Annotated in this window: 14 protein-coding genes and 1 pseudogene; 7 read left to right on the top strand and 8 right to left on the bottom strand. The window is 37.5% G+C overall.

Translation table 11 applies throughout. The annotated features are described in order from the left end of the window. Window positions 1-21: 21 nt before the first annotated feature. Genes hutZ through L5B71_RS05280 form a run of 3 tightly spaced genes read right to left on the bottom strand, consistent with a single transcriptional unit; the run spans window position 22 to window position 3,318 of the window. On the bottom strand, window positions 22-555 hold the full coding sequence (hutZ, locus tag L5B71_RS05290) for a heme utilization protein HutZ (protein ID WP_265757330.1): 534 nt from the start codon (window positions 553-555) through the stop codon (window positions 22-24). 11 nt (window positions 556-566) lie between these two features. Beyond that, window positions 567-1,088, bottom strand: coding sequence for a heme utilization cystosolic carrier protein HutX (gene hutX / locus L5B71_RS05285; RefSeq protein WP_265757329.1), 522 nt, complete (start codon window positions 1,086-1,088; stop codon window positions 567-569). Window positions 1,089-1,140: 52 nt separating this feature from the next. Further along, window positions 1,141-3,318 (bottom strand): TonB-dependent receptor domain-containing protein, encoded by a 2,178-nt coding sequence (locus tag L5B71_RS05280; RefSeq protein ID WP_265757328.1) that lies wholly within the window; start codon window positions 3,316-3,318, stop codon window positions 1,141-1,143. A gap of 200 nt (window positions 3,319-3,518) precedes the next feature. Here L5B71_RS05280 and L5B71_RS05275 point away from each other — a divergent pair. Beyond that, window positions 3,519-3,924, top strand: a pseudogene (locus L5B71_RS05275) (transposase); the annotation flags it as partial. 179 nt (window positions 3,925-4,103) lie between these two features. Here L5B71_RS05275 and artM read toward each other — a convergent pair. From artM to L5B71_RS05250, 5 genes are all read right to left on the bottom strand, one after another. After that, on the bottom strand, window positions 4,104-4,787 hold the full coding sequence (artM, locus tag L5B71_RS05270) for an arginine ABC transporter permease ArtM (protein WP_265757327.1): 684 nt from the start codon (window positions 4,785-4,787) through the stop codon (window positions 4,104-4,106). Beyond that, entirely contained in the window at window positions 4,787-5,458 is a 672-nt protein-coding gene (artQ, locus tag L5B71_RS05265; RefSeq protein WP_265757326.1) for an arginine ABC transporter permease ArtQ, read from the bottom strand. The genes artM and artQ overlap by 1 nt, the downstream gene beginning before the upstream one ends. A gap of 5 nt (window positions 5,459-5,463) precedes the next feature. After that, window positions 5,464-6,186 (bottom strand): transporter substrate-binding domain-containing protein, encoded by a 723-nt coding sequence (locus L5B71_RS05260; RefSeq protein ID WP_265757325.1) that lies wholly within the window; start codon window positions 6,184-6,186, stop codon window positions 5,464-5,466. 11 nt (window positions 6,187-6,197) lie between these two features. Next, on the bottom strand, window positions 6,198-6,935 hold the full coding sequence (artP, locus tag L5B71_RS05255; protein ID WP_265757324.1) for an arginine ABC transporter ATP-binding protein ArtP: 738 nt from the start codon (window positions 6,933-6,935) through the stop codon (window positions 6,198-6,200). Between the two features lie 129 nt (window positions 6,936-7,064). Then, window positions 7,065-8,126, bottom strand: a complete 1,062-nt coding sequence (locus L5B71_RS05250) for an AI-2E family transporter (protein WP_265757323.1) — start codon at window positions 8,124-8,126, stop codon at window positions 7,065-7,067. Between the two features lie 356 nt (window positions 8,127-8,482). Between L5B71_RS05250 and arsC the strand changes: the two genes are divergently transcribed. The 6 genes from arsC (at window position 8,483) to L5B71_RS05220 (ending at window position 13,132) form a co-directional block, all read left to right on the top strand. Beyond that, on the top strand, window positions 8,483-8,833 hold the full coding sequence (gene arsC / locus L5B71_RS05245; protein ID WP_265757322.1) for an arsenate reductase (glutaredoxin): 351 nt from the start codon (window positions 8,483-8,485) through the stop codon (window positions 8,831-8,833). A gap of 76 nt (window positions 8,834-8,909) precedes the next feature. After that, window positions 8,910-9,221, top strand: coding sequence for an alternative ribosome-rescue factor A (locus tag L5B71_RS05240; protein WP_265757321.1), 312 nt, complete (start codon window positions 8,910-8,912; stop codon window positions 9,219-9,221). Beyond that, on the top strand, window positions 9,193-9,486 hold the full coding sequence (locus L5B71_RS05235) for a DUF5377 domain-containing protein (protein WP_265757320.1): 294 nt from the start codon (window positions 9,193-9,195) through the stop codon (window positions 9,484-9,486). Before L5B71_RS05240 ends, L5B71_RS05235 begins: the two co-directional genes overlap by 29 nt. A gap of 141 nt (window positions 9,487-9,627) precedes the next feature. Beyond that, window positions 9,628-11,577 carry an LTA synthase family protein gene (locus tag L5B71_RS05230; RefSeq protein WP_265757319.1) on the top strand — a complete coding sequence of 650 codons (1,950 nt, stop codon included), beginning with the start codon at window positions 9,628-9,630 and terminating at the stop codon, window positions 11,575-11,577. A gap of 131 nt (window positions 11,578-11,708) precedes the next feature. Next, window positions 11,709-12,491, top strand: coding sequence for a bifunctional demethylmenaquinone methyltransferase/2-methoxy-6-polyprenyl-1,4-benzoquinol methylase UbiE (gene ubiE, locus L5B71_RS05225; protein ID WP_265757785.1), 783 nt, complete (start codon window positions 11,709-11,711; stop codon window positions 12,489-12,491). An 11-nt stretch (window positions 12,492-12,502) separates the two neighbouring features. Continuing rightward, window positions 12,503-13,132, top strand: coding sequence for a ubiquinone biosynthesis accessory factor UbiJ (locus L5B71_RS05220; RefSeq protein ID WP_265757318.1), 630 nt, complete (start codon window positions 12,503-12,505; stop codon window positions 13,130-13,132). Window positions 13,133-13,136: the final 4 nt, after the last annotated feature.

Genomic DNA, 13,136 nt, shown 5'->3' with positions numbered 1-13,136 from the left:
AGTGGCGTGTAACAATAGGTATTAAGTTCTACGTTGGTGGCCTGTTTCAACATGCACCATTCCGACAAGATCACTTGGATCAACACTAAAGGCTTGCCCAAAACCTTTAACGAATAGTCCTTTTTTAGGAATTAAATTGAATAAAGTAAAATCTTCCATTGTAGTGAGCTCATTCATAATTTCTCCGTGTTTCTCTTTGATTGCTTGAGTACCTATATTCCATTCATCAGTACCATATTCAACAATGGTAGCAGTCGCATCAAAAGATAAACGGCGACGGGCAAATATTTGGCGAGATATTGATTCATCTTCAATTAACATTAATGAGACGTTAGGATTTTTTTTCAGATTACGAGCATGTCTCGCAATATCTGAAATAAAAATATAGTAACCTTTCTCATTTAGTACAAATGGAGCGTAACTTACATTTGGATTACCCTGTTCATCAACAGTTGCAAGCATAACAGTACGGCACTGCTGTTTTAACTCTTGTACCTCTGGGCCAATTCGATTTTGTAAACGTGTTAAGCGTTCTTGAGCTATTGTCTCTGACATTTTTATTTTCCTTATTGTGTTAATAGTTGTTTAAATTTGTTTACTTGTTCGGGTAAAAGCTGTCGATGTTCATCGCGCCCTAAATAAATTTTGAAAATAACAGTTCCTGCTTGGCTGATAAATACAAAAGCATAACTTTCTTTTCCTTTAAAAGGTTTACTTATTAAGGCAACTTTAGCGATATTTTCTAATTTTAAGTGACCATGAAGTCCACTTTCAGTGTTAGAACCAAGATTAAGGTTATAGTAGCCATAACCATTTTTTCCAAATGGAAATGGTTGTTTTATTTCAAAAATAGATCCTTCTTTTTCAAGAATCGTCACAACAACACCCCAGTTTGGCAGCTGTTGTAATATTTCATAGGCATATTTCCCATCACGAATACTGACTAACTCTGTCGGTAATGCGAGAATAATTTTCCCCTCTGGTTGTTGAAATTGAGTGGCTAATTCTAATGTTGATAGTTGAGGATTAAGTTGTAGTTGCTGAGCCACAGCATTTTTTAATTGGTCTGGAATTTCTAATAATGACATATATTTTCTCGTAAAATAGACCGTACTTTATATAAAGTGCGGTAGATAATGATTAAAATTCGTAACGAATACCAACGTTAAATGTTCTGCCTGCAGCTGAATAGGCAGAGGCATTATCTTTATTGATTGAGACAGAACCATCATAGCTTGATGTTTCATTTGAACGTCCAGCTAAGTAGGAAATATCAGCCCAATTCCAATAAGTTTTGTTAAATACATTATTTAGATTAGCATTCAATGTAAGCGATTTAAGTGGTTTCCAGTAGATACCAAGATCGACTAAATTGTAGCTTCGGCTAGGATTGAACATGGTGCCATCTATATCGTTACTTGATTTCGCATGGCTATGTGATAAAAGTACACTTGTTCCCCAACGCTCTGTTTCATAAGCAAGGCCAATTTTTAATTTTAATGGCTGAATTGTATTAATTGGATGCACGCTACCATCCTGTTCAGTACGTTTACCTTTTGCATAAGCAAAAGCGGTATTAAGTTTGAGATTGTCCATGATACGCCAAGTTAAATTAGCCTCGACACCATAAATTTTTGCTTTTGCTATATTTTCATATTGAATTACAAGTAAATTCCTTGTTTGTACTTGCTGTTTATAATCAATGAAATTCTTGTATAAATTATAGTAGCCAGCCAAACGGTAACTAACTTGTTGAATATCACCAGTTAAGCCAAATTCAAAATTGTTTGCCGATTCTGGTTTTAAGTATGGATTACCAACGATGGAGTAACTAAAAGGTCCTCTACTATTGCCAAAAGAGGTTGTTAGTTGTTGTGCTGAAGCTGGTTTTACACCTTTTGAATATTGGAAGTAAGGTTTTGCTATATCTGATACATTCCAATAAACACTTAATTTGGGAATAACTGCAAATTTATGTTGTTCAAGAATCGGTGCATAATCTTCTGCCCGTTGGATATAACCATTATTAGAATTAGGGTTCAGTTTCCAATAAGTTAAACCTAAATGAGGTGTAATTTCCAGAGTATTGATATTAACTTGATCTTCTAGAAATACATAACTTTTTATCTGCTTGGTATCTGCTGATGGCTTTCTATTTGGTGCAGAAGTAGTGATTAATTGGTTGGTTAGATTTTGATAACTTACATCTAGACCATAACGTAAAAGTTGTGGTGTATTAGTGTCAATATAATGAGATACTGTTGTTTGAAGGCCATATATTTGATCTCTGTTTTCAGCCCGATCTATTCGCGTTACTGCTCTTTGATTAGTTGTATAATATCTCGTTCTAAAGTTATTAGTTTTACTATTTTGATAGTAGAGATGAGTATTGATATCTAAATTATCCTGTGTGTAAGAATGTGTTAGAGATAAACGGCTTCGTTGATTTTGGTCATTGAGATTATCAGTGAGGTTATTGGTTGTGGTGGAAATGCCCCCATGATTATTGGTAGATACACCGAGTAGAGAAAGCTGTTCTGTATTTTTTTTCTTTTGTAAATGTTCAAAAATCAAACCTAAACGATGAGCATCATTCACCTGATAATAATTTTTTACTAAAATATAGTTATTTTTATAATTGGCAGGGTTAGGTTGTGTGCGTGTACTACCAATACCTCCTATTTTCCCTTGATTAGTTGTTTCTTTACCTTGTCGATATGTGGTGAGTAATAGCCTTTGATATTTTTCATTTTGCAAAGCGAAACCAACAGTACCTGTTGTAGAGCGATCAAGACTATTGTAGTTGCCTGATAAAAAGCCAGCTATAGCTTTTTCATCAAGAAGATCCTTTGGCTCAAGTGTAGAAAAATTAACTGCGTTTGATAACGCTTGACTCGCTTTATTATGTAATATTGATACCGAGCGTAATGCACTTGGCTCAATAAAATCGCCACGTCCAAATGCCATACCAACAGTAGTAAAGAGTTTATTTTCTTGTGATTCAGGTAATTGAATGCCATCTACACTGCTTGAAACGCGATTACCTTGCAAGCCTCGAATATTAATACTTTCATTTCCAGAACGTGTTTTTTGTAGATTGGTTACTTCAATTTCAACTTGTTGAGATAATAATGATTTTATATCAGTTGCATTACGAGCTTGAATGCTTGGTGTTGATAGCAGCGTTTGTTGGTCATTTTGAGCTTTATTTGCAATAACATCAATAGTACTTAATTGTATTGTTTTTGCTGATGCTGATGCTGATGCTGATGAGATGGCTAAAAGAATCGCATAAGCAATGGATGATTTTCTAAACATATACTTTACCATGGAAAGGATAATCATTATCATTATTATATTTAAAAAAGATAACATTTCAATAGCGGATTTAAAAAAATGGTTAATTAATTACGAAGAAAAATATAGCTCTTTGGTTTAAATAAAGGGTTGTATTAAATTAGCAGTTATGCTAGCCATATAAAAATGAAGATAACTCATTGTAAACCCAAGAAGTCTATATAGAAATTGATGAAACCTATTGCAGGCGGTTCTCGCAAAGTCAAACGTGGTATTGATGTTGCCGGAAAGGTCGCGGTATTCGGATTTCTTAAGTAAGGTGGTAAGGTTTATACCGTCGTTAATGCTCAATCAGCAACATTATTGCGAATTATCCGCGAGGAAGTTAAGTCTGATAGCCTTGTTTACATTGATATACTTACCGTATAGCCATGATGTTCTTGGCATGAGTGAATTTAGCTATTTTCGCCATGAGTTTTGCTGAATATTATAACTATATAAATGGAATTGAGAATTTTTGGAACAAGCAAGTTTTAGTGGTATTCTCAAAGAGTATTTTGAACTGTGTAGTGTTTTAACAGCGTCAACATAAAATTTACAATCTCTATTTTAAAACAAATTGGTTAGGGGGCAGGCTATCTAGTATAGCCCTAAACATTTTTATTCCTAACGGAGCTGGGGGAAGAAAATTTACTTCTATAAAGATGAGTATGTTGAACGATGATATCTCTTATATCGTAAAATCAAAGATAGCTATTTTAGTGATAAGATTAAAAACGGATTGTTAAAATCCGTTTTATTGAGAATTAACTTTTTTCTATTTCTAATCTTTCAAACTGCAGCACACTATTTTCTAATTTGCGTAGTAATAAGGTAGCGATGCCCGTGATGGCGAGATAGATGATGCCCGCAATACCGTAAATGGTGAGAGCATCATATTCTGTGCCATAAAGCTGTTTTGCATATCCCATAATATCTAAAATAGTAATAGTTGAAGCAAGCGATGTGCCTTTAAATACCAAAATAATTTCATTGCTGTAAGACGGCAAGGCACGCTTTAAGGCATAAGGAATTAAGATTTTCAGTGTTTGCCAACGGCTTAAGCCAAGAGCTGCACAGCTTTCCCATTGCCCTTTTGAGACCGCTTTCACTGCACCGTAAAATAATTGTGTGGAATAAGCCGCACTGTTTAACGCAAGGGTCAGCATTGCACAAAACCACGCATTAGACAATAGTGCCCACGCTGGGCTTTTCACGATCCATTGGAATTGTCCTGGGCCGTAATAAATTAAGAAAAATTGTACTAGTAGCGGTGTACCTGTGAATAAAGTTAGGAAAATATTTACCGCACTTTTTAGCAGTTTATTTTCCATCGCAAGAATAAAGGTTAAGGCAATAGCTAAAATAAACGCAAAAAAGAGCGCAGAAATAGTGAGCAATAGGCTCGTTGGAATCCCCTGAGCGATGGTGATGAAATAATCGTGAATCATTATTCCACTCCTCTTTCAAAGCGGGTAAAACGGAATTCTAGCTTACGGATGAGCACTTGACTGATAAGCGTAATTACTAAGTACATCAATGCGGCAAAGCCATACCAAGTGAAGGGTTCGTGGGTTCTTGTGTTAATTAATTCTGCTTGACGCATTAAATCGTGTACCCCAATCAATGAAACGAGAGCGGTATCTTTTAATAGCACTAACCATTGGTTGCTCAATCCTGGTAAAGCGTGTCGCCAAACTTGCGGCATAATGATATGCAAAAAGGTGTAGCTACGGCTTAAACCAAGGGCTGCGCCTGATTCCCATTGTCCAAGGGGAATCGCTTGAATCGCACCGCGTAAGGATTGTGAAGCATAGGCGGCAAAAATAATAGATAACGCCAACACACCACAAAAGAATGGGCTAAGTTCCAAATATTTTCCGGTGATTAATTCTAATATTTCAGGAATACCGAAATAAATTAAGAAAACCACAAGAATTTCAGGTAAGCCACGCAAAAGGGTAATTACAACGGTACTGGGTTTACGCACGCATTGCCATTTGCTCATTTCTAGGGTAACAAAAATGAGCGATAAAACGAGCCCTAATAATAAGGAACACACCGCTAACCCTAAGGTCATTAGGGTTGCGGTGTACATTAAAGGAAGATAATCCACAAACATAGCGATTATTTAGTCATCCATTTGTCGTAAATTTTTTGGTATTCGCCGTTTGCTTTAATGGCTCCGATACCTTTATTTAGGCTTTCTACTAAAGCAGTGTTAGATTTATTTACCGCAATACCTAAACCATTGTTGAAGTAACGTTTATCTGTAACACGTTCACCCACGAAAGCCAATTCTGGGTTTTTGGCGAACATATCACGCAATACATCGGTATCACCGAAGATTAAATCAATACGCCCATTTTTTAAGTCAAGAATGGCATCTTGCAGGCTTGCGTAAGATTTTGCGCTGTATTGTTTCGCTTCTGCGTTAGCATATTGCTGGTAAGTTGTGCCATTTTGCACGCCCACGGTTTTCGCTGTAGCTAAATCGGCTTTGCCTTTCACTGCGATGAAACTTGCTGAGCTTTCGTAGTAAGGTTGGCTGAATGCGACTTGTTTTGCGCGCGCTTCGGTAATATCAATGGCAGAAATTGCGGCATCAAACCCACGACCTTTAATTAAGCTTGGAATTAATGCGTCAAAGGCTTGGCTTTTGAAGTGGCAAGTAGCGTCGATTTCTTTACAAATTGCGTTGGCAATATCGACATCAAACCCCACAATTTCGCCTTTTTCATTGGTGAATTCAAATGGCGGATAGCTTGGCTCCATTGCAAAAGTAATATCTTGTGCTTGTGCCATTACTGCTGAACTTGCTAAAAGGGTTGCTAAAAGTAATTTTTTCATTGTGTAATTCCTTAATGTGAATGAGATAAATATTGTTTAAATTGTTCCGTTTTAGGTTGCATAAAACAGCTTGCATCACCCATTTCGATGATATGGCCTTTTTCCATATACACCACTTTAGTCGCCACTTTCTGCGCTACAGAAACTTCGTGGGTTACAATCACTTGGGTAATACCCGTTTCTTGTAATTCCTGAATAATCGACACCACTTGTGCCGTGATTTCAGGATCGAGTGCTGCTGTTGGTTCATCAAATAATAAAACTTGCGGTTTCATCATTAATGCTCGCGCAATCGCTACACGCTGTTGCTGTCCACCAGAAAGATGCAATGGAAAGCGATCAGCAAATTCTTCTAAACGTAAACGGGCAAGCAATTCAAGGGCTTGTTTTTTCGCCGTTTCTTTATCTAATCCAAGCACCTTTGCTGGCGCTTCAATTAAATTTTCAATAACAGTTAAATGCGGCCATAGATTGTACTGTTGGAATACCATTCCTACATCTTGGCGTAATTGCCGCATTTGTTTTGGATTCGCCTTCGCTGCGGAAAGATCAAATCTATTGTTGGCAATCACCAACTCACCAGATTGTGGCACTTCTAATAAGTTTAAGGTGCGAATCAGCGTACTTTTCCCCGCACCACTCGGTCCTAATAAAACTACAGTATCACCATCTTCTGCCGTTAAGTTAATGTCAAACAGGGCTTGTGATGAACCGTAGAAAAAATTGAGATTTTTTACACTAATGGTCATTTTTGTTGTTAGCTCTATACTGAAACTTGAAATAATATTAATATGTTTTGCATAAATATGCAAATGAAAAAATATCAGAATCTTCACCCGCTCTTTATATTATTTTGGGGTATTATAAAGCGATTATATTTACTCGATACTTTCATCAGAAGGCCAAGAATGCACCACGGCTTTAACTAAGGTCGCAAGGGGAATAGCAAAGAACACGCCCCAGAATCCCCATAATCCACCAAAAATCAGTACAGCGACAATAATAGTCAGCGGATTAAGGTTTACGGCTTCAGAAAATAAAAATGGCACAAGCAAGTTTCCGTCTAAGATTTGGCTTACCACATAAGCGGCGATTAAAGACCAAAAGGTTGGCGTAATGCCAAATTGTGACATCGCGACTAATGCGACGGGAATACTGACTAATACAGCTCCCACATAAGGCACCAGTACGGATAACCCCACTGAAACGGCAAGTAATAGGGCATAACGTAGATCGAAAAACAGGAATATTGCATAACTAATCACTCCAACTACGATGATCTCAATTATTTTGCCTCGAATATAATTGGCGATTTGTTTTTGCATTTCTTGCCAAACTTTATAGGCCAGTTTGCGATTACGCGGTAAATATCTACTGATATAGATCAGTAATTCTTGTTTATCCTTTAATAGAAAAAATAGCATTAGCGGAACAAGAAAAGCATAAATACCTAAGCTCACTAAACTGATGATGGAAGATATAGAGAACTTTAATGCGGATTCTCCAACTCCTAAAATTTTACTTTTTACACTAGTAAAAAAACTGTCAATCATTTGATAATCAACAACTTCTGGATAGTGTTCCGGTAGTGAAAGTAGCCAATCGTTGAGTGTGTTAAACATATGAGGTAATTCACCAAATAATTTAATCGTTTGATTGACTAATGTTGGAATGAGAACGAGAGCAATAATCAGCATAATGCCAAGAAATCCGCCAAGTACAATAATTATAGCGAGCAAGCGTGGAAATTTAAGTTTTTTATTTAGCAATCGAATTGGCATTTCTAATAAATAGGCAAGGACAAGAGCAACTAAAAGTGGGGCAAGTAGATCACTAAAAAAATAAAGGGCAGTAAAAGCGGATAATAAAATAGCGAACAAAGCCATCGCTTGAGGATCACTAAACCTACGCTTGTACCAATTTTTCAACATTTCTAACATAAAACCTCCGTTCGATGAGAATTTTTGCCGATTATAAGGTAAAATCAGGGGGATTTATATTAAGGGCTATTGATAATTCATTTTATATTTAAGTTATCGTCTAAAATTAGCACAATCGTAGTGGTGTTCCAAGTCAAGAATACTTTTCTTGATGAGAACGATAACAAAGAGTGTGCTAATTTTAAACCTAACCCAAAGGGCTGGGGCTATTTTTGCTGATAATTGTGTTGAACGAGGCTTGTTTAGAATGGCTAAACTTTACCACGTTCGCCTTATTCTCAAAAAAATAGCTACCAGCTCAAATGTAAAATGAATTATCAACAGCCTCTAATAACCCCTAATAAAAGGAATTTTTTATGACAGTTAAAATTTATCACAACCCCCGTTGTTCCAAAAGTCGCGAAACGCTGGCTTTGTTACAACAGCAAGGGATTGAGCCAGAAATAGAGCTTTATTTAGAAAAGCAATATTCCGTTGAGTTCTTGCAACAGCTAGCACAAAAGTTACAGCTTAACAGTGTGCGAGAAATGATGAGAAACAAAGATGATTTATACCGCACTTTGCAGTTAGATGCGCCTGAAGTAACGGAAATCCAGTTGCTAGAAGCTATTGCACAGCATTCTGCTTTGCTTGAACGCCCTATCGTGGTGAATGGTGAAAAAGCTCAAATTGGACGCCCACCAGAAAGTGTTTTAGCAATTTTATAATTTATTCGCTATAATAATGCCCGCTCCGTCATAATCATTGAGCGGGTATTATTTTTTACTTATTAATTAAGAGGCAATGATGAAAAAGAAAAAATCTTTTGCGTCCGTTGCTGACGTGCAAGGTTGCACCACCTATCAGCATAACAAAGGGACAATTCGAGATAACGCCATTCAGGCATTATTATCCGACAAATTATTTCGTCAACGTATTGAGAAGAAACGAAAAGGCAAAGGCAGTTATCAGCGTAAGGCAAAGCATCAAGGGAAATATTTTGAAAAGCCCGATTATCAAGTTTTTGGCAACAGAGATTTTATAATCGGGTTTTTCTTAACAAAAATAACAAATGGAGGAGATCATTATGTCAATCAGAACAGAACGTTTATTTAGCAATGAATGGAACGTACGAATCAGCGATCCAGGTGAGGAGGGGGCACAAAGTCATTTTTTTGAGAAAATTTATATCACTCTTGATGCCCATATTGATAGTAAAAAAATTACCTATGAATTCACCCGTAAAGTGGAAGATCAAGTAAAAATTAACCGCACTTTTACTGATTTAACCGAGTTATTCAAATTTTTAGGCGAATACCTTGATCCTGTAGCATTAGGATTTTTAGGCGTAAAAATTGGTAATTTAGGAGTAGCTGCTTAATTATCCTAATAATTGTGAAAGTTAAAAAAAGCGTTGTTTTTGCAGTTATTTTACCAATCAGTAGAGTATAGATTTAAAGACATTGAACTTTATTTATTCTCACCTTTCTAATGGACATTGATTCTTTTATTTTAAATAACGATGAATATATTTAAAAAATATCTTGGCATTTTTTATCCACTGGTTGTTTTCTTTCTGCTCAATTTAGCCCTGTTATCAATCAGCCGATTATTGCTTGGCCTATGGCAAGCACAACGTATTTCTGCGGTTGATGGCTGGTTTCCATTATTTTTGCAGGGTGTTAGAATTGATATAGCAAGCTTATGCTGGTTGTTTGCCTTACCCATTTTACTCACTTGCTTTTTTTCTAGTAATGCTTTGATAGGCAAAGTAGTTAATACGTTTATCCGTTTATGGCTTGTGCTAAGTAGCGTATTTATTATTTTCATGGAGATTGCAACGCCGGCCTTCATTGAAACCTATGACTTCCGCCCAAACCGTTTATTTGTAGAATATTTAGTAACCCCTAAAGAAGTCTTCACAATGCTAGCAAACGGGCATTTTGTGGCGTTAATTTTAACTCCAATTTTGACCGCACTTTTTGCTTATGCTTTCTGGCGACTGTCAGCTAATTTATGGAAAAATTTGTCTTATCCAAAATGGTATTGGCGGCCACTGGTGTTCTTGCTTGTCGGCGCACTCACCTTTATTGGTGCGAGATCAAGTTTTCAGCATCGCGGTATTAACCCTGCAATGGTAGCATTTTCTTCCGATCCCTTAGTGAATTCTTTGGTATTGAACTCCAGCTATTCCGTAATGTTTGCCATTCAGCAAATGAAAGATGAAGATCGCTCTTCTGAAATTTACGGCAAAATGCCACTAGACGAAGTGGTCGCTACGTTGAAACAAATGAGAGATCGCCCTGAAAGCGACTATATTTCTGACAGCTTGCCAACAATGACAAAAAACGTGGCGAGCTATCAAGGCAAACCTAAAAACCTTGTGATTATTTTGGAGGAAAGCCTCGGCGCTCAGTTTATTCATACCTTGGGAGGCAAACCACTTTCTCCTTATTTTGATGAATTAGCGAAAGAAGGCTGGCTGTTTGAAAATTTATATGCCACAGGTACTCGATCAGTTCGAGGTATTGAGGCCGTAACAGCAGGGTTTACACCAACGCCTGCTCGTTCGGTGGTAAAATTATCAGGTTCGCAAAATAATTTCTTTACCATTGCTGATTTCTTAAAGCAGCAAGGCTATCACACTTCGTTCATCTATGGCGGAGAAAAACATTTCGATAATATGGCAAGTTTTTTCTATGGAAATGGCTTTGAAACCATTATTGATGAGAAAGATTATAAAAATCCAAGTTTTGTGGCAACTTGGGGCGTGAGCGATGAAGATCTTTTCGCCAAAGCTAATGAGCAATTTAGCCAATGGCAAGTAAGCGGAAAACCATTTTTCAGCCTAGTGTTTACTTCAAGTAATCACGATCCTTTTGAGTTTCCGGATGGCAAAATTGAACTTTATGAACAGCCTAAGCAAACCCGTAACAATGCCGCGAAATATGCCGATTATGCCTTGGGGTATTTTTTCCAATTAGCGAAAAAATCTAATTATTGGCAAGACACCATTTTCTTGGTGATAGCTGATCACGATTCGCGAGTAAACGGCAGTACTTTAGTGCCAATCAAGCATTTCCATATTCCAGCCCTGATTTTAGGGGAAGGTATTGCACCACACCGTGATAACCGTTTAGTGAGCCAAATTGATATGCCAACAACGCTACTTTCTTTAATTGGTGCTAGTGGTAATTATCCTATGTTAGGCTATGATCTCACCCAACCGCAGGACCCTAACCGAGCGTTAATGCAGTTTGATCGAACAATGGCATATCGCAAAGGTGATAAAGTAGCAATTTTACAGCAAAATCAACCGGTGCAGGGGTTTCATTATGATTCAAAATCAAATGAGTTAATTCCGGCAGATATTCCTGAAACGATGAAAAAGGAAGCGTTGGCTTATGCATTATGGGGGAGTTATGCCTATAAGCAGAAATTATATAAGGTTGATGAAAAAAATAATCAGTAATTGTGTAACAAAATAGCGGAGAACTCCGCTATTTTTTGTTATTCTAGGATAATTCACATTTTTCTCGGACAAGGGCTATGACTACCCCAAAAAAACAGCAAGAAAATACACCGCACTTTGAGCAAATGGATATGGATCAAACGAACATTGAACAAGCGCATTTGGATAATGTGCGAGAAACCACCCATTTTGGCTTCCAAACCGTGCCGAAAGCAGAAAAACAAAAGCTTGTAGCCAACGTGTTCCATTCTGTGGCAGGCAAATATGATTTGATGAATGATTTGCTTTCTTTTGGCATTCACCGTGTTTGGAAACGCTTTACCATTGATTGCAGTGGCGTGCGCAAAGGGCAGAAAGTGCTTGATCTGGCAGGGGGAACGGGGGATTTCAGTGCCAAGTTTTCTCGTATGGTGGGAGAAACTGGGCAAGTGATTTTGGCAGATATTAATTCTTCAATGCTCAATGTAGGGCGAGAAAAATTGCGTAACCTTGGCGTGATTGGCAATATCAATTATGTGCAAGCCAATGCGGAAACCTTGCCTTTTGCTGATAACACTTTTGATTGCGTGATTATCAGTTTTGGGCTGCGTAATGTCACAGACAAAGATAAAGCATTGCGTTCAATGTTTCGCGTACTAAAACCCGGTGGACGGCTGTTGGTGTTGGAATTTTCCAAACCGATTTTAGATCCGCTAAGCAAAATCTATAATTTTTATTCTTTCAATATTTTGCCGAAAATCGGCGAAGTGGTAGTAAATGACGGCGATAGTTATCGTTATTTAGCCGAATCGATCCGAATGCACCCAAAACAAGAAGATCTTAAAACAATGATGGAGCAAGCGGGGTTTGAGCAAGTGAGTTTCTACAATCTCAGCGCGGGCATCGTGGCGTTGCACCGTGGTTATAAATTTTAAGCGAGCAAAAAATGAACTTCCTGCAACAATTAATGCTGCCACAATGGCTCAACGGGGCGTTGGAATCCTTGCTAAATTATTTGTTAAAACGCACCGCACATAGCGAAATTTATTTACGCAAACTTAACGGCAAGGTGTTGAAAATCAATGTACAACAAATTGATTTCCCTATTTATTTTGTTTTTTCACCACAGCGCATTGATCTGCTCAATCAATATGAAGGTGAAGTGGATTGTGCGGTGAATCTCAAGGCGCAGTTATTGCTACAAATGCCCAGCAAGCAACAATTATCAGCCCATTTGAACGATCAATCTATTCAGCTACAAGGGGATTTGCAAGTCTTGCAAGATTTTACCGCCTTGTTGGAATTTTTAGAAAAAGATCCTGCCGAATTGCTTTCCCCTTTTGTGGGGGATGTGGTGGCACAAAGTGCGGTGAATTTTTTACGCAATTTTGCCCAAATGGCAAAAACAAAATTGCAACAAAGCCAGCAATATTGGGGGGAACGTTTAACAGAAGAATGGGCAGTGATCTCGCCAAGCCTTGCCATTGCAGATTTTTGCGAACAAGTAAAAACGCTGGAAAAACACACCGCACTTGTGGAACAAAAATTAGCTCAACTTGAAAAGAACCGAATTTAACCTG

This window comes from Avibacterium sp. 21-586 (assembly GCF_026226775.1).
In the GTDB taxonomy this organism is placed as follows: domain Bacteria; phylum Pseudomonadota; class Gammaproteobacteria; order Enterobacterales; family Pasteurellaceae; genus Avibacterium.
Note: the sequence above shows the minus strand (reverse complement) of the source record. Positions and strands in the feature narration are given on the sequence as shown.